Raw genomic sequence first — 24,054 nt, 5'->3', positions numbered from 1 at the left:
TTGTTAATAAGTTAAAAATTATTAACATAGTATTAACGTAATCTCATAATGCAGAACAGTGTCGAAAAAAGTTATAAACACTCTATTAACATAAAATAAACATAGTTATTAACAATAAAAAACGTTTCATTAACAAAGTTATTAACATTTAGTTCGGGTTAATTTTTTTCTTAAGTACATCAATCATAGCTTTTACAGTAGGGTCTGTTTCGATTTCATTTTTGATTTTGTCGTAACCAAAACTTACTGTCGCATGGTTGGTTTTTTTTAATGCGGATGCAATTGTCGATAGCTTGTCATCCGTATAAACCCTGCACAGATACATACAAACCTGTCTTGGATAAGCAAATTCTTTGCTTTTTTTCTTGGAACAAATATCTGCAGGTGAAATTTGAAAATGTTCTGCTACTATATTAATAATGTAGTCACAGGTTATTTTATTTTCTTTATTTTCTACTTTAAGTGTTTCAGCAGCAAATTCTGCTGTTATTTCTGAAATATTATTAATTTTAGAAAATGCAATGACATTATTAAGAGAACCTTCCAGTTCACGAACATTGGAAACGAAGTGTGTTGCAATGTAATCTAATGCTTTTAAAAAGTTTACACTAAAGGAATCCTCTTTATTATCTGTTATGACGTATCCTTTGGATTCCGCATGTTTTCTTAAAATAGCCATACGTGTCTCGTAATCAGGACTCTGCATATCTACTGTAAGTCCCTGTTGGAATCGACTTTTTAATCTATCTGCAATGTCTTCAATCTCTTCAGGTCTTCTATCAGAAGTGATGACAATCTGTTTATGTTTTAAAAACAGGTTATTGAAAATATTAAAGATTTCTTCCTGTGTTCTGTCTTTGTTTGAAATAAATTGAATATCATCTATCAATAGTACATCTACGTTTCTATACTTATTTCTAAATTCAATAATTTCTTCCTGGTTAGTCTGTTTTCCACGAAGTAAATCGATAACTTCATTGGTAAAAGATTCAGTATCTGTATATAAAACTTTAGCGTTCTTATTTGCTTTTAAAATATAATTTCCAATGGATTGAAGTAAATGAGTTTTACCAAGTCCAACACCACCATAAATAAAGAGTGGGTTATATACTTCGCCCGGTGAGTCTGCAACTGCAAGAGATGTGACTTGTGCGGCAGCATTATTTCCTACAACGAATGAATCGAATGTATATTTTGAATCTAGATGTGCATCTAATACTCTTTTTTCTAAAGCTAATTCTTCGTTATTTACAGATGGAATAGATGTAACCTGTTCTTCTTTTATGTCACCTGGTAATATAATTTGTAGTTCGATATCTTCTTCAAGAGCAATTGAAATAGAAATTTGAAGAAAGTCAAAATATTTTTTATTTATATATTGAAGGCTGGCATTGCCGCTTCGTCCTGTAAAAACAAGAGTAACAATATTGTTTTCAAATGATTTTACTTTTAGGGGTAAAATGAATGTTTTGAAAGAAATGTCTTGGATATCATACTCTTGTTTAAAAAAATCCAATATTTCAGGCCATTTTTGTTCTAAAATATCTAACATAAAGTCCTCCTAAAATGATAAAAAGGCCAAAAGCCCATACAGTAATATAATACATCAAAAATGACACATTTTCAATAGATATATATTTATAATAGGAAGAAAGTGATACGGTAAAATATAACAACAGAAATAAAATAATTAATATTAAGATAATTTACATAATATAAAAAATAATTTACATAAAAGTGACAGTTATTGACAAAAATTAAATAAAGTTATTAACATGAAAAAATCAAAAATCAATAAATAAAGGAAAAATAATAAAAAAATAAGTGAGTTATTAACATTTTATTAACATTAGGTTGATAAGTTATGTAAATTATGAATAAAACTATGTAAACCTAATTGTATTGTTAATAAAAAATACTTGAAAATATATTGGAAATATGGTTTAATTAATGCTTGACTACGAATATTCTTACATTTATAATTGTAATGATGTTTTACTATAGAACAGAAAAGGAGGTGCCGTATTATGAAAATGACATTTCAGCCAAAGAAAAGACAGAGATCAAAAGTTCATGGATTTAGAAAAAGAATGAGCACAGCAGGCGGTAGAAAAGTTCTTGCTAGCAGAAGAGCAAAAGGAAGAAAGAAATTATCAGCTTAGGTCGCATTCAATGTGACCTTTTTTCTTTTGGAATTTTTGCAGGAGAAAATTATTATGAATAATTGTAAAAGAGATTATGATTCTTTAAAAAAATATAGTGATTTTCAGAATGTTTATTCAAGAGGAAAGTCGAAGGCTAACAAATATTTAGTCATGTATGTTTTATCTAATGATTTAGGAATGAACAGATTAGGTATATCAGTGAGTAAAAAAGTAGGAAATAGTGTAGTGAGACATCGCCTAACCCGCTTAATCAGAGAGAGCTACAGATTAAATAGCAGTATGTTCAATAGTGGTTTGGACATAGTCGTGGTAGTGAGAAATACTGCCAGGGACAAAAAATATAAAGAGATAGAGAGTGCATTATTGCACTTAGGAAAAATTCAGAACATTCTGATAAAGCAATAATAAAATTGTGATTCAGAATGAAATTCGTAACTAATTGGAAAAATAAGCGGATGCTGTAAAAAGTTTTATTTCTTGTTTATGGATTAGAGGAATTTTGTTTATGAAAGTTTTTAAATTGATATCCGGAATAATCAATTTTATATTGATTGGAATGATAAAATTCTATAAAAAGTTTTTATCTCCATTAAAAAAAACATGTCATTGCAGATATATTCCTACATGTTCACAATATGCAGTGGAAGCTTTACAAAAATATGGACCATTCAAAGGGTCTTATCTGGCTATAAAGAGAATACTCAGATGTAATCCTTTACATAAAGGTGGATATGACCCAGTTCCTTAAACATTAATTATAGGAGGCTTATTTGGAAAATTTTATATTGGCCACACAGACAGGTGGTATATTAGGACCATTTGCATGGATTTTAGGAAAAATTCTGGAAGTAATTTATAATGGATTTGCATTTTTAGGAATTTATAATATAGGTTTCTGTATTATAATTTTTACCTTGGTTGTAAGAATGTTAATGCTTCCAATGCAGATTAAACAACAGAAGTTTACAAAATTAAATGCTGTAATGACACCTGAAATTCAGGGAATACAAAAGAAATATAAGAATAGAAAAGACCAGCAGGCACAGTTGGCACAGCAGGAAGAAATAAAGGCTGTTTATGATAAATATGGAACATCTCCTACAGGAAGTTGTTTGCAGCTAATTATTCAAATGCCAATTCTTTTTGCTCTTTATAGAGTTATAATGAATGTTCCTGCTTATGTACAGCCTGTAAAGGATTTATATTTAAAGGTTCTTTATGGTTTAGATGTTTCACAGATGAAGCAGTTTTTTGGTATAGATAAAATTGCAAAAGAATTATCTACTGAAAAGTTAAATGGATGTATTGATGCTATGTCCGGATACTCAAGAGGAAGTGGTAGTGTTTCTCTTACAAAAGGAACTTCGCTGCAGACTATTTTAGATGTTTCAGATAAGGGTGTTGCGGATAAAATAGACAATATTAATAATTTTTTCGGATTAAATCTTAGTATGTCACCGAGCGCAATGTTTAATGCAGGTTTGATATCAATAATCGTTGCGTTAATTATTCCAATACTTTCAGGTTTATTTCAGTTTTTAAGTGTTCAGATTTCACAGAAACTGAATGGTGCTGCAATGAATGCACAGGACAATCCTATGGCAGGTTCTATGAAAATTATGAATTTTATGATGCCTTTGATGTCTGTATATATGTGTTGGATTTTGTCAGCAGGTCTTGGTTTGTACTGGATGGCGGGTTCTCTCATTATGATGCTTCAGCAGATTTTTATTAATCTATATATGAAAAAAATAGATGTAAATGACATTATAGAAGCAAATAAGGAAAAAGCTGCTGCTAAGGCAGAAAAACGTAAAGAAAAAGAAGGAATTTACAGAGAGAGGGTTCTTGAAGCGTCTAAGACAAGTACAAGAAATATTTCAGGAAATTCTAATATGAGCGCAAACGAGAGAGAAGAAAAAATTAGAAAAGCTAAAGAAGCTGCGGCAAAGAATAATAATTCTATGGCTTCTAAAGTAAATATGGTTAACGAGTATAATAAACGAAATGAAAAATAGAGGTAATAATAATGGAATTTAAAGAATATAAAGGAAAAAATGTGGATGAGGCAGTAACTAATGCCTGTGTAGAACTGGGGATTACAGCTGAAAAATTAGAATATGAAGTAGTTGAAAAAGGTGCAAGTGGATTTTTAGGCATTGGCAGTAAACCGGCAGTGATTAAAGCAAGAAAAAATCAGACAGCAGAGGATATCATAAGAAGCTTCTTAAACAAGGTATTTGATGCTATGGAGCTTACAGTAAAGCTTGATATTAATATTGAAGAGGCTGAAAAGGAAAATACAATTAATATTAATATTATAGGTGATGATATGGGAATATTGATTGGAAAAAGAGGACAGACTCTTGACTCTTTACAGTATCTTGTAAGTCTTGTTGTTAATAAGGAAAGTGATAAATTTAACAGGGTGAAATTAGATACAGAAAATTATAGAGAGAGAAGAAAAGCAACTTTAGAGAATCTTGCAAAAAATATTGCTCTTAAAGTTAAGAGAATTAAAAAGCCGGTATCTCTTGAACCAATGAATCCATATGAGAGAAGAATTATTCATTCAGCGCTTCAAAATGATAAATTCTGTACTACAAAGAGTGAGGGTGAAGAACCATATAGACATGTTGTTGTTTTACTTAAGAAATAATTAATAAAGTTTTATTTTAAGAGAAGAGGAATTATAGTGATATGATTCTTCTTTTTTTATTATTTCTTTTACTTAAAAGTAGTGATGTGGTATACTTTAAATTTAGTGTAGTATAAAATGTTTTATTAATATTTAATGATATAGGTGTTTTATGAAAGTTACAGAGACTATTGCGGCAATTGCTTCCTCGGCAGGAGATTCAGGTATAGGTATTATTCGAATTAGTGGTGATGAGGCAATTGAGATTGCAGATAAAGTATTTTGTTCGAGTAAAAATATAAAATTAAAAGATGTAAAAACTCATACAGTGCATTATGGACATATTGTAGATAATGATAAAATTTTAGACCAGGTTTTAGTAATTGTTTTAAAGGCTCCACACTCTTTTACAGGTGAAGATACAGTCGAAATTGATTGTCATGGCGGTATGTTGATTCTCAGAAAGGTTTTAGAATTTGTAATAAAAAGTGGTGCAAGAGCAGCAGAACCGGGAGAATTTACGAAAAGGGCTTTTTTGAATGGAAAAATGGATTTATCTCAGGCAGAAGCAGTTATGGATTTGATTCATTCTAAAAATGATTTTGCCTTAAATAGTTCTATGGAACAGTTAAAAGGAAAAGTTTCTAATGAAATAAAGGATATTAGAAGTGATATATTGTATCATATTGCATTCATTGAGTCGGCATTAGATGATCCGGAACATATTAGTTTGGATGGTTATAGTGAACAGATAATGGAAATGCTTGAAAAAAATATAATTAAAATAGACAGGATGATTCAATCTTTTGATAATGGAAGAATTTTGAAAGAAGGAATCAGGACAGTTATTTTAGGAAAACCAAATGCAGGAAAATCTTCTTTATTAAATTTAATGCTTGGTGAGGAGCGTGCAATTGTTACTGATATTGAAGGCACTACAAGAGATACTTTAGAAGAGAATATTAATTTAGGTGGAATTAGTCTTAAATTAATAGATACTGCAGGTATCCGAAATACTGACGATAAAGTAGAACAGATAGGTGTCAATAAGGCAAAAGAAATGGCAGAAGCTGCTGACCTTATTATTTTTGTAGCAGATGGTTCAAGAGAATTAGATGATAATGATAAGGAAATTATTCAGATTATAAGTGATAAAAAGGCAATTATTTTAATAAATAAGTCTGATATGAATACTGTAATTGATGTAGAACGATTGAAGATTGATTCAGGTAGAGATGTTATCTTATTTTCAGCAAAAGAGGGGGAAGGTATGGAGCAGCTTGAAACTGAGATAAAAAATATGTTTTATTCAGGTCAGGTTAATTATAACGACCAATTATATATTACAAACGCAAGGCATAAGGAATCATTAGATAATGCCAATCAAAGTTTATGTCAGGTAAAAAATTCTGTTAGTGATGGTATGCCGGAAGATTTTTATTCTATTGATTTGATGGATGCATATTCTGATTTGGGATTAATTATCGGAGAGAGTGTTGAGGATGACCTTGTGAATGAAATTTTTTCTAAGTTTTGTATGGGAAAATAGTTTTTTAAGAAGATAAAAGAGAGATTTAGTATGTTAAATGTTGTAGAAAATTATGATGTTATAATTATAGGTGCCGGTCACGCAGGATGTGAAGCGGCATTGGCTTCAGCCAGATTGGGATTGGATACTATAGTCTTTACAGTGAGTGTAGACAGTATTGCATTAATGCCATGTAATCCAAATATTGGAGGAACATCAAAAGGGCATTTGGTCAGAGAATTGGATGCCTTAGGCGGCGAGATGGGAAAAAATATTGATAAAACTTTTATTCAGTCGAAGATGTTGAATAAATCAAAGGGTCCGGCTGTTCATTCTCTTAGAGCACAGGCAGATAAACAGGATTATACAAGAGAAATGCGAAGAACTTTAGAAAATACTGATAATCTTACGGTAAGGCAGGGAGAAGTTTCTGAGATAATTGTAGAAGATGGAATGATTAAAGGTGTTAAAATTGTCTCAGGTGCAACATATTATGCAAAGTCTGTTGTATTAGCGACAGGTGTTTATTTGAAGGCTAAGTGTATATATGGGGATGTTTGTCAATATACAGGACCAAATGGTCTTATGGCTGCAAATCATTTGACAGATTCTTTAATTGCTAATGGAATTAAAATGAGAAGATTTAAGACCGGTACTCCTGCAAGAGTAGATAAGAGAACTGTTGATTTTACAAAAATGGAAGAACAGTTTGGTGATGAAAGGGTTATACCTTTTTCATTTACTACCGATCCGGATACTATTCAAAAAGAACAGGTTTCCTGTTGGCTTACTTATACAAATGAAGAAACCCATAAAATTATAAAAGAGAATATTGAACGTTCTCCGTTATTTTCAGGAATGATAGAGGGAACAGGACCTAGATATTGTCCTTCTATTGAAGATAAGGTTGTTAAGTTTGCTGATAAAAATAGACATCAGGTTTTTATAGAACCGGAGGGATTATATACAAATGAGATGTATTTAGGTGGAATGTCGTCATCACTTCCGGAAGATGTACAGTATGCAATGTACCATACAGTACCGGGATTGGAAAATGCCAAAATTGTTAGAAATGCATATGCCATTGAATATGATTGTATTGAATATGGACAGTTATTGCCAAATTTAGAATTTAAAAATGTAAAGGGATTATTCAGCGCAGGACAATTTAATGGAAGTTCCGGTTATGAGGAGGCAGCTGCTCAGGGAATTATTGCTGGAATTAATGCTGCAAGATTTGTACAGGGAAAAGAGTCAGTTATTCTTGACCGTTCACAGGCGTATATTGGTGTTTTGATAGATGATTTGGTTACAAAAGAAAGTCATGAACCTTATAGAATGATGACATCAAGGGCTGAATACAGATTATTGCTCAGGCAGGATAATGCTGATTTACGTTTAACTAAGATAGGTTACGAGATAGGTCTTATTTCGGAGGAAAGATATAATTATGTTTGCAAAAAAGAGAGATTAATTGAAAAAGAAGTTGAGCGTCTTGAAAAATGTAAGATTGGTGCAGCAAAAGAAAATCAGGATATACTTGAAAAGTTGGGAACGACACCGCTTAAAACGGCAACTACTCTGGGAGAATTAATAAGAAGACCTGAGCTCGATTATAATATGTTAAAAGAATTAGATAAAGATAGAATGGAATTACCTTATGATGTGACTGAACAGGTTAACATAAATATTAAATACAATGGATATATTGAGAGACAGAAAAAACAGGTAAAGAATTTTAAGAAGTTAGAAAATAAGAAAATACCACAAAATTTTGATTATTCAAAAGTTAAGAGTTTAAGAATAGAAGCCGCACAGAAGCTAGATTTTTATAAGCCTGTAAATATTGGACAAGCATCGAGGATTTCAGGTGTTTCACCGGCAGATATTTCTGTTTTGCTTATTTATATGGAACAAATGAAAAAATAAATACAATATTATGTAAACTAAAACGGAGGTATTGATATTGCACGGAAAAGATTTATTGGAATGTGGAATTAAAAAACTGGATTTGGCTTATACTGAAAATCAACTAAATCAATTTATGAAGTATTATGATTTGTTAATAGAAAAAAATAAAGTAATGAATCTTACTGCGATAACGGATTTAGATGAAGTTATGGTCAAACATTTTTTAGATAGTATTTTAATATATAATACAATTGATGTTTTTAAAGTGAATACTTTAATTGATGTGGGAACAGGAGCAGGTTTTCCAGGTATTCCATTAAAAATAATGTTTCCACATTTAAAGGTTACTCTTGTAGATTCATTAAATAAAAGATTAAAGTTTTTAAATTCTGTAATTGAAGAATTAAGTTTGGAAGATGTGAATACAGTTCATGGAAGAGCAGAGGATTTAGGACATAATATTATATATAGGGAAAAATATGATTTATGTGTTTCGCGGGCTGTTGCTAATTTATCTACTTTGAGTGAATATTGTATTCCATTTATAAAAAGTGATGGATTATTTATTAGCTATAAATCAGCAGATAGTGAACAGGAGATAAATTTATCTAATAATGCAGTTAAAATATTGGGTTGTAAAATATTAAAACAAGAAAAAATTACTTTGCCAATGTCAGATGTGAAAAGAAATATTGTAATAATTATAAAAGAAAAGAAAACTCCTAAAAAGTATCCAAGAAAAGCGGGAATACCTTCTAAGGAGCCTTTAAAATAGTTGTGATAAATAGTAGGAGAAAAAATGATTACTGAATATTTAAATGAAAGAAAAAAAATAGTTGAAAAAGTAATTAATAAGAATAAAGAAAAATTGGAAAATAATAAGATAACTATTTTTGAATTAAAAAAACAAATAAAAGAATTGGATAATACAATTGACGAGGCATCGGAAATTTTTTCAGTGCGTGCGAGGGTAGATAGTGGATATAAAAATCACGAAATAAATGATTTAGAAATTAAAATTACAGATTTACTTAATGTTAATAAAGAAATTGAAAAAAATATAGAAATTGCTGAAAAAGAATTAGAAACAATTATAAAAAGTATTATGGAATTTAAAAATAACTATGTTTCACGTGAAACAAAATATAAAAGAAGAAGACCATCAATAAAGAAAGAAGTTATACAAAAATTGAAATTGTGTAAGGAAGTTGTTTCTTTTGATAGCGCAAGAGTTTCTATAGAATTAGAGGAAATATTGAGATTACTTAATTAAGTAATGAATTAAAGTATATTTGAAATTAATTTAAATATACTTTTTTATTGTAAATAATGATAAAATATTAATAGTTGTAATAGAGTAAAATGCTTTGATTGGATAAATTAGTATTGTTTCACGTGAAACAAATAGATTATCTTTATTATAATGTTGTGTTTCACGTGAAACATATAAAAAAGTAGATATTTTGTGGAAAAAGAGTAATAGTTATGATAAGATATATCAATGGGAAAATTCATAATAATATGTATATTAATGAAAGAAAATAATGTGAAAGGATAAAAAGCAAACAAGGTTCTTTTGTTATTAATGTTTGCTCCTCTTATATATGAGGTATGGTAATTAATATGGGAAGAGTTATAGCCATAGCAAACCAAAAGGGTGGTGTTGGAAAGACAACAACATCCATTAATTTATCTTCTTGTTTAGCAGAACTGGGGAAAAAGGTTTTATTAGTGGATATTGACCCACAGGGAAATGCGACAAGTGGAGTAGGTATTGTTAAACAAAATTTAGAAAATACGGTATATGAATTATTTATAGAAGAATGTACAGTATCAGAATGTTTAACACAGAGTGTAGTTGATAATTTAAATGTGCTTCCTTCAAATGTAAATTTGTCAGGAGCGGAGATAGATTTAATCGGCGTTGAAAATAGAGAATATATATTAAAGAATGTTTTAGATACAATTAAGGATTTGTATGATTATGTTATTATAGATTGTCCGCCATCATTGAATGTTCTAACAGTAAATGCAATGACTGCGGCAGATTCTGTTATTGTTCCAATACAATGTGAGTATTATGCTTTGGAAGGATTATCACAGTTAATACATACAATTAATCTCATTCAGGATAGATTGAATAATAAGCTTGAAATAGATGGCATTGTTTTTACGATGTATGATTCAAGAACAAATTTGTCTTCAGATGTTGTGGAAAATGTAAAATCAAATATTCATATAAACATATATGACACAGTTATTCCTAGAAATGTAAGATTGGCTGAAGCTCCAAGTTTTGGACTTCCAATACATATGTATGACGGAAGGTCAGCAGGTGCAGTAGCATATAAAAATCTTGCAAAGGAAATAATAAAGTAAAAGTTATAATATATAAAATATAGTATTTATATATAAAAAATTAGGAGGAGAAAATGGCTGCTAAAAAAAAGGGATTAGGTAGAGGAATTGATTCTTTAATACCACAATCAAATGCGAATGCACCAAAGGAAAAATCTTCTGAGAAACCTATTGTGAAAGAAGTTATAAAAGAGGTAATTAAAGAGGTCAAAGTTACTGTTCCATCAGAAACAATCATGAAGATTTCTGATATTGAGCCAAACAGGGAACAACCAAGAAAAAATTTTGATAGAGAAGCTTTAGAAGAATTAGCAGATTCTATTAGACAATTTGGTATTATTCAGCCTATTGTTGTTCAAAAAAAAGACGACTATTACGAAATTATTGCCGGTGAAAGAAGATGGAGAGCTGCAAAGTTGGCTAAATTAAAGGAAGTTCCTGTTATTATTAAGGAGTACACTCCTCAAGAGGTCATGGAAATTGCTCTTATAGAAAATATTCAAAGAAAGGATTTAAACCCTATTGAAGAAGCATTGGCATATAAGAGTCTTATCAATGAATATAGTTTGAAACAGGATGAATTGGCAAAAAGGGTTTCAAAATCGAGAGCAGCAATTGCAAATTCAATGAGATTATTACGATTGGCTGATAAGGTTCAAGCTATGTTAATTGATGAGCAAATATCAATGGGACATGCAAGGGCATTACTTTCTTTGGAACTTGAAGACCTTCAAATAGAGGCAGCAAATACAATTATTGAAAAAGGATTAAGTGTAAGAGATACAGAGAAGTTAGTAAAATCTATTTTGAATCCAAAGCAGGCAAAGCTGCCAATACCTACAAGTGAAGAAGCAGTTTATACAAAATTATCCGACAAGTTAAAAGAAATTATGGGTACAAAGGTATCAATTAATCATAAAAAGGGCGGAAAAGGAAAGATTGAAATAGAATATTATTCTCAGGAAGAGTTAGAAAGAATTTTGGAATTATTTGATGGTATACAAAATTAAAAATATGATATAAACTATAAAATATGACACTGGAAAAGGAGTAAAGAATGAACGATTTGGTATATATAGGAATTATTGCAGTAATGTTTTTGATTTTTATTGTCTTACATGTAAAACAAAATAAAAAGATATCCAGATTAATGAAAAGATATGAAAAATTCATGAAAGGTAAAAATGCTGAAAATCTCGCAGATGCGTTGGAAGAAAATTTCCAGCAGATGGATAAGCTTGAAATATCACATCAAAAGACTGAACTTAAAATGGAAACAGCTCTTCATAACATTACGACCACATTTCATAAGTTAGGTATTGTGAAATATGATGCTTTTAAAGAAATGGGAGGAAATCTCAGTTTTGCACTTTGTCTTTTAGATGATACTAATACAGGATTTATCTTAAATACAATGCATGGAAGAGACAGCAGTTATAGTTACATAAAAGAAATCATAAAAGGCGAAGCGTATGCAACTTTAGGTGAGGAAGAAAAAGAGGCTTTAGAAAAAGCAATCAATTCATAGAATAAAAAAGAATGTAGTAAACAACGATATGATTCTTCTTAAGTGATAAAAAGAAATTATTCCATAAGTTTATTTGGGGTAATTTCTTTTTTATTTTATAAAAGTTACCACTTACCCATCAAATTTTACCACTTAGCGAATTTATATTTACATTTTTTTATTTTTTCAATAAAATTGTTTTATGAAAGTTATTATAGATATTGATGAAAATTATAAAGAAAGTAAAGTTATTATAAAATGTCAGAGTTTTAGTGATGAGATAGCTTTGTTACAAAAAAATATAAACCAGATTTTATCTGAAAGTGCTACATTTGAGTTATATAAAGATAATAAAGTTTTTTATATGGATGTGGAAGAAATTTTATTTTTTGAGACAAACGGTGATGTAGTAAAAGCCCACACTGCTGATGATATTTTTAATACAAAATATAGACTTTATGAACTTGAAAAAATTTTACCCTGGACTTTTTGCAGAGTATCTAAGTCCGCCATTTTGAATATTAAAAAAATTTATGCAATAACAAAAAATATCACAGCGTCCAGTGAAGTTGAGTTTAAGAATAGTTATAAACATGTGTTTGTTTCAAGAGGTTATTATAAACCTTTAAAAAGTAAAATAGATGAAATGAGGAATATAAAATGAAAGAGGGAAAAAATATTTTTTTTGGAGTGGCATTGATAGCAATTGCTATCTTATGGATTGTAAGCAAGATGGGATATATTCCCGGAATAGAATTTAGCAAGATTGGATTTACTATATTGTGGTCGGCTTGGTTAATAAAAGGTCTTTTTCAAAAAAAGGCTTTTCCAATTTTTATGAGTATTGCTTTTCTCTGTATTGTGTGGAGTGAGGAGTTGAATATAGAAAGTATTACTCCATGGCCTGTTGTAGGTTCAGCGGTTTTACTCAGTATTGGTTTTTCATTAATTTTTGGAAACAGTGAAAAAAGAAAATGGGAAATGGAACGGCATATCAATTATCACAAAGAAAACAGAGACGGATATGGACATTTTGAATCAAGTCATGTGGATGGTGAAAATATTAAACATGTTACAAAATTTTCGGGTGCAGAAAAATATATTGACTCTCAAAATCTAAAAAGTGTAGAAATTATAAATAAATTTGGAGGCAGTGAAATTTATATGGATAAAGCAATTCCATCAGAAAATGAAGTCCATGTGAGAATTGAATGTTTATGTGGTGGAGTTGAAGTTTACATTCCAAGAAGTTGGAAAATAGATAATAAAATAACTGCTACAATGGGTGCAGTTGATATACATGGCAATTATACTGAAGAAGCAGTAAATGACGTAAAAATGCTGTTAACAGGAAATGTTAAGTTTGGTGGAATAGAGATAATCAGAGTTTAATAACAGTAAATAAGCAGCCTGACAATATTCTTAAAGGGATATTGTCAGGCTGTTAAATACTAATATTCAACTACAGAGATTAAGCTTCTTAATATTTTAATTTCTTCCGGATTGTTTTTTGAGATTCTCGCTGCGGCAACAATAGGTATCCAGTTTTCAACATAGCGTTTACTGGTACTTGTTGCTTTACAAAATTTATCTAAATATATTTCAGCAAAACTAGGCATATGTATTTTCATCCACAGATATGTTCTAGCCACGTCTGCACTCGCATTTCCCTGTGAAGCATGATTCCAATCAGTAATATAATATTTTTCACCGGAAACAAGTACGTTATGAGGTGTAAAATTACCATGACATAATTTTCGATGACGAGGGCATGTATTTAGCATATCAAGAAGGTCTATTTTTAAATTTTTATCAAGATTCGAAAAATTTATATGGTCTGCAAGTTTTTCTTTTTGAAATGGAAGTTTATCACACCTTTTTTTGTGGATAGATGTATGTATTTCTACCATTTTATTTAAATATTTTTCTGCATTTTCTAAATCATTCAACATCATGGAATATAGGGTTTTTCCCTCTATACAATCAGTTTTGAAATACCATTGTTCATCCATGATAGATATTTCTTGTATGGAAGGGACATTTAATCCGGTATTTTCCACCATTGCAGTGATAAAAGCTTCAAGATATACATCTGTTTTTTTATAATTTTTATTAAAAATTTTATAATAGCTGTTGCCATCAGTAAAAATGGCATTGTTTCTTCTTTTGTTTATTAAATTTAAATTCATATGTTTCACCTCTTTGGACAAGATAACTGTATAATAGTATATCATATATTAAGTATGTTTGCCATAATCCTTGCAAAAATAGGAGGTTCGGGGTATAATCGAAATACCGTGTAAAGTTGAAATAAGAGTCAAAATGTATGTTAGTAAACAAATTAGAAAAGACTCATAGGAGGAGAAATGTTAGATATTAAATTATTGAGAAATAATTTCGATGAAGTTGAAAAAGCATTATCAACCAGAAATGAAGATTTTGATTTAAGTCTTTTTAAAGAATTAGATGAAAAAAGAAGAAGTCTTTTAGGAGAAGTTGAGACGTTAAAGGCAAAGCAGAATGCAACTTCTAAGATGATTCCACAGTATAAAAAAGAGGGAAAAGATGTTGCACCGATTATGGCAGAAATGAAAGAAATATCTGAAAAGGTTAAAACATTAAATTCTGATTTAAGTAAGGCTGAGGAAGAATTAAATAATTATATGCTTACGATACCTAATATTCCACATCCTTCTGTTCCGGCAGGAATGACAGATGAAGATAATGTTGAAATAAGAAAATTTGGGGAGCCTACAAAATTTGATTTTGAGCCTAAGGCTCATTGGGATTTAGGAGCTGATTTAGGAATACTTGACCCTGAAACAGCAGCTAAAATCAGTGGCTCCAGATTTACGGTTTATAGAGATTATGGTGCAAAACTTGAGAGAGCAATTATTAATTTCTTCTTGGATACGCACACAGAAAAGCATGGTTATACAGAAGTATTTCCACCATTTATGGTGAGCCGTGAGAGTATGACAGGTACGGGACAGCTTCCAAAGTTCGAGGAAGATGCATATAAAGTGCAGGGAGATGGAAAGGAATATTTCTTAGTTCCTACCGCAGAGGTTCCTGTTACAAATATGTATAGAAATCAGATTTTAGACGGTTCACAGCTCCCAATCAAGCATTGTGCATATACAGCATGTTTTAGGGCAGAAGCAGGTTCAGCGGGAAGAGATACCAGAGGCCTCATCAGACAACATCAGTTTAATAAGGTTGAATTAGTGAAATTCTGTAAGCCGGAGACATCATATGATGAATTGGAGCAGTTAACAAGAGATGCTGAGGAAGTGCTTCAGTTATTAGGTCTCCCATACAGAGTTGTGAAGATTTGTATTGGAGATTTAGGATTTACGGCAGCAATGAAATATGATATTGAGGTATGGATGCCAAGTTATGGTAGATATGTTGAGATTTCAAGCTGTAGTAATTTTGAAACTTTCCAGTCAAGACGTGCAAATATAAAGTATAAGGACAGAGCCGGTGATAAAGCTGAGTTTGTTCATACTTTGAATGGTAGTGGTGTGGCAGCAGGAAGAACGACTGCGGCAATATTGGAAAATTATCAACAGGAAGATGGAAGTATTTTAATTCCTGAAGTTTTGAGACCATATATGGGTGGTTTAGAAAAGATTGAAGTTAAATAGTATAAAATACAGTTGACATTGAATCTGAAAATAGGTAAAATTTAATAGATTTTATAAAAATTAGATACGTTCCAGTACCTCAGCAGGATAGAGGGTTCGCCTCCTAAGCGAAACGTCGCAGGTTCGATTCCTGTCTGGAACGCCAGCTAATAACGCTGAAAGCCTTTATTTATAAGGGTTTTCAGCTTTTTTTTCATTAGTGATTACTAATTTTTTTATTTTCTTGTAAAATACAGGATTAGATGGTATTATAGGCAATGGTAGTATTGTTATACTAGAGTGTACGTTCGTGAAGTATATTTTAATGGCGGGCGATACCATAAAAATTTAATATGGAGATTGATAATGGATTATATTGTAATGGATTTGGAATGGAATCAAAGTCCTTACGGAAAAAATAATTATCATGCCGATATGCCCTTTGAGATTATAGAAATTGGTGCTGTGAGAGTGAGTGAAGAAAGAGAAATACTTGACTCTTATCAACAGGTCATTAAGCCGAGAGTGTATAAGAAACTTCATTATAAAATACAGGAAATAACACATTTTACGGATGAGGAATTAAGAGCTGGTAAAGATTTTAGAAGAGCTATTGTGGAATTTCTAGAATGGTGTGGTGATGATTATTTATTTTGTACATGGGGTTCTATGGATTTGATGGAGCTTCAAAAGAATATGAAACATTATAAGTTAGAGAGAATACTTGATTTTCCGTTATTCTTTGTAGATTTGCAAAAAATGTTTAGCTTGCGTTATGACGACGGACATATGAAAAGAACTTTAACGAATGCTGTTGAATATTTAGAGATTAGTCAGGACGGAGAATTTCATAGAGCCTTAAGCGATGCTTATTATACGGCCAGGGTCATGCAAACAATGGACTTTGAAAAGTATAAAGATAGATTATCTATTGATACATTTTATTCTCCGAGAATAAAAGAAGAAGAAATTTTTGTAAAGTTTGACCAATATACAAAGCTTGTTACAAGGGAATTTTTATCTAAAGATGAAATGTTTCAGGATAAAGATGTGAGTGATATGAAATGTAATCAATGTGGCAGGCTTCTCAAGAAAGAAATAGATTGGTTCTCTGATTGTGGCAAGACATATTATTGTTTGGGAAAATGTGTGAAACATGGATATGTCAGGGGAAAGATAAAAATTAAAAAATTAGAAGATGATAGTTTTTTTGCAATAAAAATAATGAAATCTACAGATGAAAATGGTGCAAATAGTATTTATGAAAAACAAGAGTCTATTAGGGAAAAGAGACGTGAGAGAAGACAAAGGTCTCTGGATAAAGAAATCGTCATAGATGAAATTTGGGATGAGAGTGAAGATGACGATGATTAAAAAAATAGCTGAGTATCCGATATGGATAAACAGCTATTTTTTTATAAAATAGTTCTTATTTTGTTTCGTTATAGTTTCTCATAAGTGTTTCAAGTTCCACTAAAAGACAATCAATTTTACCATAAAAAGAGTCATTATTCATTGGGTCATCAAAATTATCTCTGATATCCGTTAAAGTGTTTATAATTTGGTTTAAACGTTTCTTACCATTTCCATTTAAGTATAATAAGTATCGGCTTCTTTCATTTTCCTGTGGGGTCATTTTCTTTAAAACAACTTCCATGTTTGGTTTTTCACCGATAAAGCGATATGTGATGGATGGTGAAGCATGATTAAATAAATTTTGAAGATAATAAATGTCACCGGTTTCTTTGTAGTATTTCCATGCAAAAGTTTTTCTCATTGTCTGTGCACCAATGGAACTTAAACCAATTCTATGACCGGCAGCGCGAAGAACGCGGTATGCCTGCTCTCTGGACACCGGCTTGTTATTGGTGCTATGTCCTAATATTAAATAAGCATCAGGGTCTTTTCCCTCCGTATAGTCCCGAATAATTTCCTGTAATTCTTCGGGAATTTGGAATGTATTTTTTATATTCTTTGTTCCTATTTCGACAGTAATTTCTTTTTTACCTCTGACATCCTTGTTTTTTATAGAAAGAATGTCTTGAAGCTGAAGACCGGTACCGACACCAAGCTCAAACATGATGTAATATTTGTAATCAACTTCTTTTAAAGCGTTCCCAAATAAACGAAGTGTATCTTCGTCTTTAATCGGTGCTACCCAATTCATATTAATACCTCCTAAAATTTAATCAACGATTTCTTTGTCGTTTCATAGTTCTTATTTTGTTTATTTTTCTACGCTGAAATATGACAATAACAATAATTATAATAAGTACAACAATACCAAAAATAATTGGCAGTAAAATTTTTGGTATATGGAAAGTTGCCTTTTTAGAATCTTTGCTTTTGACAGTAGCAGTAGTTTTGTTTTCAATATTAGAATTTGTTGTTAAGTTTTGTGAATCTTTTTTAGTATCTGTAGTTAAAGTTATGTTTGTCTCATTATTTTTTTTTGAGGATAATTCGGTATATTTAATTTTGGCTGTACCTAACTGCTTGTCCCCATATTTATATGTAATAGATGCAAAACTATCATCAGAAAGACCATAGGAAATCTCTGTAGAAAGGTCTGATAGTTTAACTTTTTTTGGAATAATAATAGTTGATTTTTCATCTATATAAATTGATTTGCTTGTTGTGGTGAAAGGGGAATTAATTTTTTGTGAGCTATTATTTTGAAATCTACTTTCATTTTCTGAGACATTTAATGTTTTAAAATTTGTAAAACCATAATCAAGCAGCGCTTTGGTATCTTTATAAACATTATCACCATTGGAATTTAAGACAACAGTAATAAGAGTCATTCCGTTTCTCTCAGCAGAAGTTACGAGTGTTGTGCCTGACTGGTCTGTGTAACCGGTTTTACCGCCGATAATGCCATCGTAATAGTGTCCACTATATTTTCTGACCATTTTATGTCTCTGATATGAAATTAACTTTTTATGTCGTTTGTTATTTTTAGGAATTGTATATACTTCGGTGTTTATGATATCTCTGAATACCTGATATTGTAGTGCGTCTTTCATAATCATTGCCATGCCATATGCTGTGACATAGTGGTCGGGGTCGTGTAATCCATTCGCATTTTTAAAATGAACGCCGTCTGCACCTGCCTGGACTGCACGTTGATTCATCATATCGGAAAATTTATCAATAGAACCTGTAATATGTTCGCCAAGAGCTGTCGCTGTTTCGTTGGCAGATGAAAGCATTAAGGCATAGAGGCAGTCTTTTACAGACATTTTTTCACCAATTTGACATGCTATATTTGCATCCCCATATACAAGACTGTTTATAGAATGTTTTGAGTATTCTACAGTATCATTTAGATTGCAGTTTTCAATGGCGAGAAGTGCAGTCATTATTTTAGTAATACTGGCAGGGTACATTTTTTTATGACACTTTTTTTCATAAAGAATGGTACCGGTAGAAGAATCCATTAATATAGCAGATTTACCATATAGTGATGGTGCGCTGGGCCATTTTGTTTTGTTAGAAGCCGCAGAAACAGAAATACAGCTAAAATCAAAAAAAGAGTATTGCGTTTGTGAAAAAATGCTGCTAAAAGTAATTAAAATTATTGTAAAAATAATTAATTTTTTTAATCTATATTTGACCATAATAAACTCCATTTTTTGTATAATTAATCAGATTATATTGTACATAAAAAGTTACTAAAAATCAATAAACCTACAGAATAATTATACGAAATCATATATTGGTTATAAAAAAGCTGACTTTCAGTCATTTCGTTTTGACATGAAAATCAGCCGGTAATTAACTTACGCGTGATTTAATTACTTTGAGTCTTGTAAATTCTTCTCTTTCTTTTTCTTCTAAAGCATTTTCGATTGTTTTTACTAAAGTTTCATAACTGGGAATGGTTATATTTTTCAGAGCATTTGCACGTTTCTGAGTTTTCTTTATATTGTATGCGAGCCGATACGCTGCATTTTCTATCATGGAAAGTCTTATAGTTAAATCTTTCACTTTTTCAAAACAGGATTTTGCCATATCTAAAGATTCTGTAGTTCCATAAAATGAATAAACAGGATTACGAATTTCTTCTCTATGTTTTACAAGTGGAATTTCAGTTCCCATGACACTTCGGGTCTTAATCCGTATGTCGCTTTCAGGAGTAACATTAAAAGCAAAAGTCTCTACATTTTTTATTCCAAGTTCAATGTTGGCTTTTTCAAGGGCAATATATGCCTCTGTAAAAGTCATATCAATTTCTGTCTGAATATTTTTGGCTTTTTCATTTAAATCCATGATTTCACGAATTAGAATATTACGCTTTTTGTCCATAAGCTCAAAACCTTGTTTTGCAAGGGATAAGGAGCTTTTAGCAGACATTAAATTACCTTTGGTAGGCACTGTGTTTAAGTTCATAATAAACTCACTCCTATTTTGTTTGCTTTTGAAAAAAATAAATGCTCGCTTCGTTCGTGCTTATTTTTCTGCTATTACAGCTCGAAAATCATCTGCTTCGCAGATGTCGTGCTGTCGCACTTTATATTTTTTCGCTGACGCATTCGATAAAAATAAATACTCACTCCGTTCGTGCTTATTTTTCTGCGAATGCGTCATAGTATTTTTCTAAAATTTTGGTATCTATTCGGTCTAATTCTTCTTTTGGAAGGATGTGTAATAGTTTCCAGCCCAGATTTAATGTCTCGATAATGTTTCTGTTTACTCCCAGTCCCTGACCGACAAATTCTGCCTCAAATGCTTTGCCAAATTCAAGGTATTTTTTATCTGTAGGTGATAATTCGTCCTCACCGATAACTGAAGCAAGGGCTCTTGCGTCACCAACTTTTGCATATGCAGAGAATAGCTGGTTTGCAATATCCTGATGGTCATCTCTTGTAAATCCTTCTCCGATACCGTCCTTCATGAGACGGGACAGGGATGGTAGAACATTGATTGGCGGATATATACCCTGACCATTTAATGAACGGTCTAGTGTAATCTGACCTTCTGTAATATATCCTGTAAGGTCAGGAATTGGATGTGTAATATCGTCATTTGGCATTGTAAGAATCGGAATCTGTGTGACAGAACCCTTTGCTCCTTTGATAATGCCAGCACGTTCATATATTGTAGCTAATTCACTATAAAGGTAACCCGGATAACCTTTTCTTGAAGGAATTTCTCCCTTGGATGAGGATACCTCACGCATAGCTTCTGCGAAGGTTGTCATATCTGTCAAGATTACGAGAATGTGCATATCTTTCTCATAGGCAAGATATTCTGCAACTGTGAGGGCAACCTTTGGAGTAATCAGACGCTCTACAACAGGGTCATTTGCCATATTAAGGAACATTACAGTATGTTCCAATGCTCCTGATTCTTCAAATGATTTTTTGAAAAAATCGGCAACATCATTTTTAACACCCATCGCTGCAAAAACAATAGCAAACTTTTCATCACTGTCACCGAGAGACGATTGGTTTACTAACTGTGCGGCAAGTTGGTCATGAGGAAGTCCATTTCCTGAAAAAATAGGGAGCTTTTGTCCTCGAATCAGAGTAGTAAGTCCGTCAATGGCAGAGATACCTGTTCTGATATAGTTGCGGGGATATTCACGGCTGACCGGATTGAGCGGCATACCATTGACATCACGTTTTTCTCCGTTAATAGGAGCAAGACCATCTATCGGTTGACCGATACCATTAAATGTTCTTCCCAGTATATCCGGTGAGAGTGAAATTTCCATTGCATGCCCTGTAAGTTTTGTGTGGGTGTTGGTGAGAGACATTCCCTCAGACCCCTCAAAAACCTGTATAATTGCTTTATCCTCATATATTTCAATAATACGTCCGAGGCGTTTTTCTTCTCCATCGTTAAGTGAAAATTCTACGATTTCATCAAAAGCCGCATCTTTTACACCTTCTAATGCAATAAGCGGTCCATTGATTTCACTTAATCCTAAATATTCAATAGCCATATGGCACCTCCTTATGCATTCTCAGCCATAATTTCTGCATAGAAATTATCAATGGCAACTTTATAGTCATCAAACATACTTAATTTATTATTTGGAATATCATATTTAATAGAAATTATTTTTTCAAAAATATTGTTTTCCTTTAACACAGACATTGGCAGTCCCATGGCAATGAGTTTTGATGCTTTTTCATATAGATAAAGTATCGTTTTCATCATTAAAAGTTGTTTTTTTAATGGGACACATGTATCCTGGTCATGAAAAGCATTTTGCTGTAAAAATCCTAATCGTATGACTCTGGCAATTTCAAGTGTTAATTTTTGGTCGTCCGGCAGGACGTCGCTTCCAATCAATTTGACTATTTCCATCAATGAACTTTCCTGATTTAAAAGTGCTAAAATCTTAGCCCTGCATGACACGAAATCAGGACCAACGTTTGTATTATACCAGTTTGCCAATTCATCAACATATTCACTATAGCTTGTAAGCCAATGTATTGCAGGGAAATGTCTTGCATATGCCAGTGATTTATCAAGTCCCCAGAAACAGCGTACAAAACGTTTCGTGTTTTGAGTTACCGGCTCAGAAAAGTCACCGCCCTGTGGGGAGACAGCTCCGATAATAGAAATGGAGCCTTCGGTTCCGTTCAGATTTTCCATATACCCTGCTCTCTCATAAAACGCAGATAGTCTGCTGGCAAGATATGCAGGGAAGCCTTCTTCTGCAGGCATTTCTTCAAGACGTCCGGATAATTCGCGAAGAGCCTCGGCCCATCTCGAAGTAGAGTCGGCCATAATGGCAACATGATATCCCATATCTCTGTAATACTCTGCGAGAGTAATACCTGTATATATGCTTGCCTCACGGGCTGCAACAGGCATATTGCTTGTATTGGCAATGAGTGTTGTTCTATCCATAAGCGGGTTTCCTGATTTTGGGTCAATTAATTCTGAAAATTCTTCTAAAACCTGTGTCATCTCATTACCACGTTCACCACAGCCAATATAAATAATAATATCTGCATCAGCCCACTTTGCTATCTGGTGCTGATTCATTGTCTTTCCGGTACCAAATCCACCGGGAATTGCAGCAGTTCCGCCTTTTGCCAAAGGAAAGAGGGTATCCATAATTCTCTGTCCGGTAACAAGAGGCTGGGTTGTTCCATATCTTTTATTGGTTGGTCGCGGTTGCCTGATAGGCCATTTTTGTGTAAGAGATAGGTCAATAATAGTTCCATCTTCTTTTTTTATGGTTACAATTGTATCATTAATTGTGTATTGTCCATCTTCTGCCACATCAATAACAGTTCCCTCTATGTATGGAGGAACCATAGATTTGTGGATAATGGCACGGGTTTCCTGCGTTTCGGCTATAATCGTACCACCTGAAATATATTCGCCAACAGAGACAGTGACATGTACATCCCATTTTTTTTCGATATCAAGAGAATTAACATTGACACCTCTGGATATAAATGCACCTGATTGTTTTTCTATTTCACTTAAAGGTCTTTCAATACCATCAAAAATATTGTTGATAATGCCAGGTGCTAACGTCACGAAAATAGCGCTGTCAGTACCATAAATTAATTCTCCGGGTTTTAGACCACTCGTCTCTTCATATACTTGAATCGTAGTCATTTCTGAGGTAAGTCCAATTACTTCTCCGACTAACCTTTCAGAACTAACATAGACCATTTCGCCCATTTTAAAGTCTGTTTTTCCTTTAATATAGACGACAGGTCCGTTTATTCCATAAATTTTACCTGTCTTTTCCAATTGGCTGCCTCCTACAATGTGATTGCAAATTTTTCCTGTTCTTCTATCAATCTTGTCTTAAAAGAATGGTCAATAAGTATATTTCTCTCCGGTACAATAGTTCTCGTACCTCCAAGAAAATCTTTATCATAAATCTGGATATCACAATTAAAATATGATTTTAATTCGTCAAGCAATAGTGAATCTTCGGAATCGATATAAATTGTAATATTGTTCTCTTTATATTCATCTAATACGCTCTCAATTTGATGTTTTAAATGTGTGATATATTCAGGGGTTTTTCTATATTCTGCTATTTTTTTGCGCACAATTTCAAAAACCTTTGACTTTATTTCGGATTGTTTCTTTGTCAAATCCTTTTTTATTGCCATCTGTGCAGAAGAGAGCTGTTTTTTTGAATTTGCGCGAACCTGATTGAGCTGGGCACGCTTGGATTCTTCAGCAAGACGTGCAGAATTTTCTTTATGAACTTCCAGCTCATCATCCAATGACTTTTTATAATTGCTTAAAGACTCAGCACTCTGATTATTTGCACTTTCAAGAGAAATACTCCTGAAGTGTTCCATCTTTTCTTCTATCGTCATTTGCCT

At 32.0% G+C, this 24,054-nt stretch carries 24 protein-coding genes and 1 tRNA gene; 17 read left to right on the top strand and 8 right to left on the bottom strand.

Going from position 1 to position 24,054, the window contains the following annotated elements:
- Positions 1–148: 148 nt before the first annotated feature.
- Complete coding sequence (gene dnaA, locus Q5O86_RS06915) at positions 149–1,552, bottom strand: chromosomal replication initiator protein DnaA (RefSeq protein ID WP_302626411.1); 1,404 nt, start codon at positions 1,550–1,552, stop codon at positions 149–151.
- A 475-nt stretch (positions 1,553–2,027) separates the two neighbouring features.
- Here dnaA and rpmH point away from each other — a divergent pair, with 475 nt between their 5' ends.
- The 14 genes from rpmH (at position 2,028) to Q5O86_RS06845 (ending at position 13,499) form a co-directional block, all read left to right on the top strand.
- Positions 2,028–2,162, top strand: coding sequence for a 50S ribosomal protein L34 (gene rpmH / locus Q5O86_RS06910; RefSeq protein ID WP_021953614.1), 135 nt, complete (start codon positions 2,028–2,030; stop codon positions 2,160–2,162).
- Between the two features lie 54 nt (positions 2,163–2,216).
- Positions 2,217–2,570: a ribonuclease P protein component gene (gene rnpA / locus Q5O86_RS06905; RefSeq protein WP_302626410.1), complete on the top strand. Its 354-nt coding sequence runs from the start codon at positions 2,217–2,219 to the stop codon at positions 2,568–2,570.
- 130 nt (positions 2,571–2,700) lie between these two features.
- Positions 2,701–2,913 (top strand): membrane protein insertion efficiency factor YidD, encoded by a 213-nt coding sequence (yidD, locus tag Q5O86_RS06900; protein ID WP_368074752.1) that lies wholly within the window; start codon positions 2,701–2,703, stop codon positions 2,911–2,913.
- A 22-nt stretch (positions 2,914–2,935) separates the two neighbouring features.
- Positions 2,936–4,183 carry a YidC/Oxa1 family membrane protein insertase gene (locus Q5O86_RS06895; RefSeq protein WP_302626408.1) on the top strand — a complete coding sequence of 416 codons (1,248 nt, stop codon included), beginning with the start codon at positions 2,936–2,938 and terminating at the stop codon, positions 4,181–4,183.
- Positions 4,184–4,194: 11 nt separating this feature from the next.
- On the top strand, positions 4,195–4,824 hold the full coding sequence (jag, locus tag Q5O86_RS06890) for an RNA-binding cell elongation regulator Jag/EloR (RefSeq protein WP_302626407.1): 630 nt from the start codon (positions 4,195–4,197) through the stop codon (positions 4,822–4,824).
- A gap of 151 nt (positions 4,825–4,975) precedes the next feature.
- Positions 4,976–6,352, top strand: coding sequence for a tRNA uridine-5-carboxymethylaminomethyl(34) synthesis GTPase MnmE (mnmE, locus tag Q5O86_RS06885; RefSeq protein WP_302626406.1), 1,377 nt, complete (start codon positions 4,976–4,978; stop codon positions 6,350–6,352).
- 30 nt (positions 6,353–6,382) lie between these two features.
- Positions 6,383–8,260, top strand: a complete 1,878-nt coding sequence (mnmG, locus tag Q5O86_RS06880) for a tRNA uridine-5-carboxymethylaminomethyl(34) synthesis enzyme MnmG (RefSeq protein WP_302626405.1) — start codon at positions 6,383–6,385, stop codon at positions 8,258–8,260.
- Positions 8,261–8,297: 37 nt separating this feature from the next.
- Positions 8,298–9,017 (top strand): 16S rRNA (guanine(527)-N(7))-methyltransferase RsmG, encoded by a 720-nt coding sequence (gene rsmG / locus Q5O86_RS06875; RefSeq protein ID WP_302626404.1) that lies wholly within the window; start codon positions 8,298–8,300, stop codon positions 9,015–9,017.
- Positions 9,018–9,041: 24 nt separating this feature from the next.
- Positions 9,042–9,515: a hypothetical protein gene (locus tag Q5O86_RS06870; protein ID WP_302626403.1), complete on the top strand. Its 474-nt coding sequence runs from the start codon at positions 9,042–9,044 to the stop codon at positions 9,513–9,515.
- A gap of 350 nt (positions 9,516–9,865) precedes the next feature.
- Positions 9,866–10,621: a ParA family protein gene (locus Q5O86_RS06865; protein ID WP_302626402.1), complete on the top strand. Its 756-nt coding sequence runs from the start codon at positions 9,866–9,868 to the stop codon at positions 10,619–10,621.
- A gap of 53 nt (positions 10,622–10,674) precedes the next feature.
- Complete coding sequence (locus Q5O86_RS06860; protein WP_302626401.1) at positions 10,675–11,610, top strand: ParB/RepB/Spo0J family partition protein; 936 nt, start codon at positions 10,675–10,677, stop codon at positions 11,608–11,610.
- Positions 11,611–11,657: 47 nt separating this feature from the next.
- Complete coding sequence (locus Q5O86_RS06855; protein WP_302626400.1) at positions 11,658–12,128, top strand: DUF4446 family protein; 471 nt, start codon at positions 11,658–11,660, stop codon at positions 12,126–12,128.
- Positions 12,129–12,309: 181 nt separating this feature from the next.
- The gene (locus tag Q5O86_RS06850) at positions 12,310–12,771 is read left to right on the top strand and encodes a LytTR family DNA-binding domain-containing protein (protein WP_302626399.1); all 462 of its coding nucleotides are present in this window, start codon (positions 12,310–12,312) and stop codon (positions 12,769–12,771) included.
- Positions 12,768–13,499: a LiaF domain-containing protein gene (locus tag Q5O86_RS06845; RefSeq protein ID WP_302626398.1), complete on the top strand. Its 732-nt coding sequence runs from the start codon at positions 12,768–12,770 to the stop codon at positions 13,497–13,499. The genes Q5O86_RS06850 and Q5O86_RS06845 overlap by 4 nt, the downstream gene beginning before the upstream one ends.
- Positions 13,500–13,558: 59 nt before the next feature.
- Here the strand turns inward: Q5O86_RS06845 and Q5O86_RS06840 are convergent, their stop codons facing one another.
- Positions 13,559–14,296, bottom strand: coding sequence for a phosphotransferase (locus Q5O86_RS06840; protein ID WP_302626397.1), 738 nt, complete (start codon positions 14,294–14,296; stop codon positions 13,559–13,561).
- 177 nt (positions 14,297–14,473) lie between these two features.
- Here Q5O86_RS06840 and serS point away from each other — a divergent pair, with 177 nt between their 5' ends.
- From serS to Q5O86_RS06825, 3 genes are all read left to right on the top strand, one after another.
- On the top strand, positions 14,474–15,757 hold the full coding sequence (gene serS / locus Q5O86_RS06835) for a serine--tRNA ligase (protein ID WP_302626396.1): 1,284 nt from the start codon (positions 14,474–14,476) through the stop codon (positions 15,755–15,757).
- Positions 15,758–15,825: 68 nt separating this feature from the next.
- Positions 15,826–15,902 (top strand) — tRNA-Arg (locus Q5O86_RS06830).
- Positions 15,903–16,102: 200 nt separating this feature from the next.
- Positions 16,103–17,110 carry a 3'-5' exonuclease gene (locus Q5O86_RS06825; RefSeq protein WP_302626395.1) on the top strand — a complete coding sequence of 336 codons (1,008 nt, stop codon included), beginning with the start codon at positions 16,103–16,105 and terminating at the stop codon, positions 17,108–17,110.
- Positions 17,111–17,165: 55 nt separating this feature from the next.
- Here the strand turns inward: Q5O86_RS06825 and Q5O86_RS06820 are convergent, their stop codons facing one another.
- The 6 genes from Q5O86_RS06820 to Q5O86_RS06795 form a co-directional block, all read right to left on the bottom strand.
- Positions 17,166–17,903 (bottom strand): tyrosine-type recombinase/integrase, encoded by a 738-nt coding sequence (locus Q5O86_RS06820; protein WP_302626394.1) that lies wholly within the window; start codon positions 17,901–17,903, stop codon positions 17,166–17,168.
- A gap of 22 nt (positions 17,904–17,925) precedes the next feature.
- Positions 17,926–19,356: a D-alanyl-D-alanine carboxypeptidase family protein gene (locus tag Q5O86_RS06815; protein WP_302626393.1), complete on the bottom strand. Its 1,431-nt coding sequence runs from the start codon at positions 19,354–19,356 to the stop codon at positions 17,926–17,928.
- A gap of 157 nt (positions 19,357–19,513) precedes the next feature.
- Positions 19,514–20,128, bottom strand: a complete 615-nt coding sequence (locus tag Q5O86_RS06810) for a V-type ATP synthase subunit D (RefSeq protein ID WP_302626392.1) — start codon at positions 20,126–20,128, stop codon at positions 19,514–19,516.
- Positions 20,129–20,303: 175 nt separating this feature from the next.
- Positions 20,304–21,686, bottom strand: coding sequence for a V-type ATP synthase subunit B (locus Q5O86_RS06805; protein WP_302626391.1), 1,383 nt, complete (start codon positions 21,684–21,686; stop codon positions 20,304–20,306).
- Positions 21,687–21,697: 11 nt separating this feature from the next.
- Complete coding sequence (locus tag Q5O86_RS06800) at positions 21,698–23,464, bottom strand: V-type ATP synthase subunit A (RefSeq protein WP_302626390.1); 1,767 nt, start codon at positions 23,462–23,464, stop codon at positions 21,698–21,700.
- An 11-nt stretch (positions 23,465–23,475) separates the two neighbouring features.
- Positions 23,476–24,048: a V-type ATP synthase subunit E gene (locus Q5O86_RS06795; protein ID WP_302626389.1), complete on the bottom strand. Its 573-nt coding sequence runs from the start codon at positions 24,046–24,048 to the stop codon at positions 23,476–23,478.
- Between the last annotated feature and the right edge of the window lie 6 nt (positions 24,049–24,054).

The organism is uncultured Eubacterium sp. (assembly GCF_937958975.1).
In the GTDB taxonomy this organism is placed as follows: Bacteria; Bacillota; Clostridia; order Lachnospirales; family Lachnospiraceae; genus Eubacterium_G.
This window is presented reverse-complemented; position numbering and strand designations above follow the sequence as displayed.

Coding starts and splice junctions, on each gene's coding strand:
- dnaA (WP_302626411.1), bottom strand. CDS start 1,552: ATGTTAGATATTTTAGAACAAAAATGGCCTGAAATATTGGATTTTTTT.
- rpmH (WP_021953614.1), top strand. CDS start 2,028: ATGAAAATGACATTTCAGCCAAAGAAAAGACAGAGATCAAAAGTTCAT.
- rnpA (WP_302626410.1), top strand. CDS start 2,217: ATGAATAATTGTAAAAGAGATTATGATTCTTTAAAAAAATATAGTGAT.
- jag (WP_302626407.1), top strand. CDS start 4,195: ATGGAATTTAAAGAATATAAAGGAAAAAATGTGGATGAGGCAGTAACT.
- mnmE (WP_302626406.1), top strand. CDS start 4,976: ATGAAAGTTACAGAGACTATTGCGGCAATTGCTTCCTCGGCAGGAGAT.
- mnmG (WP_302626405.1), top strand. CDS start 6,383: ATGTTAAATGTTGTAGAAAATTATGATGTTATAATTATAGGTGCCGGT.
- Q5O86_RS06870 (WP_302626403.1), top strand. CDS start 9,042: ATGATTACTGAATATTTAAATGAAAGAAAAAAAATAGTTGAAAAAGTA.
- Q5O86_RS06865 (WP_302626402.1), top strand. CDS start 9,866: ATGGGAAGAGTTATAGCCATAGCAAACCAAAAGGGTGGTGTTGGAAAG.
- Q5O86_RS06860 (WP_302626401.1), top strand. CDS start 10,675: ATGGCTGCTAAAAAAAAGGGATTAGGTAGAGGAATTGATTCTTTAATA.
- Q5O86_RS06855 (WP_302626400.1), top strand. CDS start 11,658: ATGAACGATTTGGTATATATAGGAATTATTGCAGTAATGTTTTTGATT.
- Q5O86_RS06850 (WP_302626399.1), top strand. CDS start 12,310: ATGAAAGTTATTATAGATATTGATGAAAATTATAAAGAAAGTAAAGTT.
- Q5O86_RS06845 (WP_302626398.1), top strand. CDS start 12,768: ATGAAAGAGGGAAAAAATATTTTTTTTGGAGTGGCATTGATAGCAATT.
- Q5O86_RS06840 (WP_302626397.1), bottom strand. CDS start 14,296: ATGAATTTAAATTTAATAAACAAAAGAAGAAACAATGCCATTTTTACT.
- serS (WP_302626396.1), top strand. CDS start 14,474: ATGTTAGATATTAAATTATTGAGAAATAATTTCGATGAAGTTGAAAAA.
- Q5O86_RS06825 (WP_302626395.1), top strand. CDS start 16,103: ATGGATTATATTGTAATGGATTTGGAATGGAATCAAAGTCCTTACGGA.
- Q5O86_RS06820 (WP_302626394.1), bottom strand. CDS start 17,903: ATGAATTGGGTAGCACCGATTAAAGACGAAGATACACTTCGTTTATTT.
- Q5O86_RS06815 (WP_302626393.1), bottom strand. CDS start 19,356: ATGGTCAAATATAGATTAAAAAAATTAATTATTTTTACAATAATTTTA.
- Q5O86_RS06810 (WP_302626392.1), bottom strand. CDS start 20,128: ATGAACTTAAACACAGTGCCTACCAAAGGTAATTTAATGTCTGCTAAA.
- Q5O86_RS06805 (WP_302626391.1), bottom strand. CDS start 21,686: ATGGCTATTGAATATTTAGGATTAAGTGAAATCAATGGACCGCTTATT.
- Q5O86_RS06795 (WP_302626389.1), bottom strand. CDS start 24,048: ATGACGATAGAAGAAAAGATGGAACACTTCAGGAGTATTTCTCTTGAA.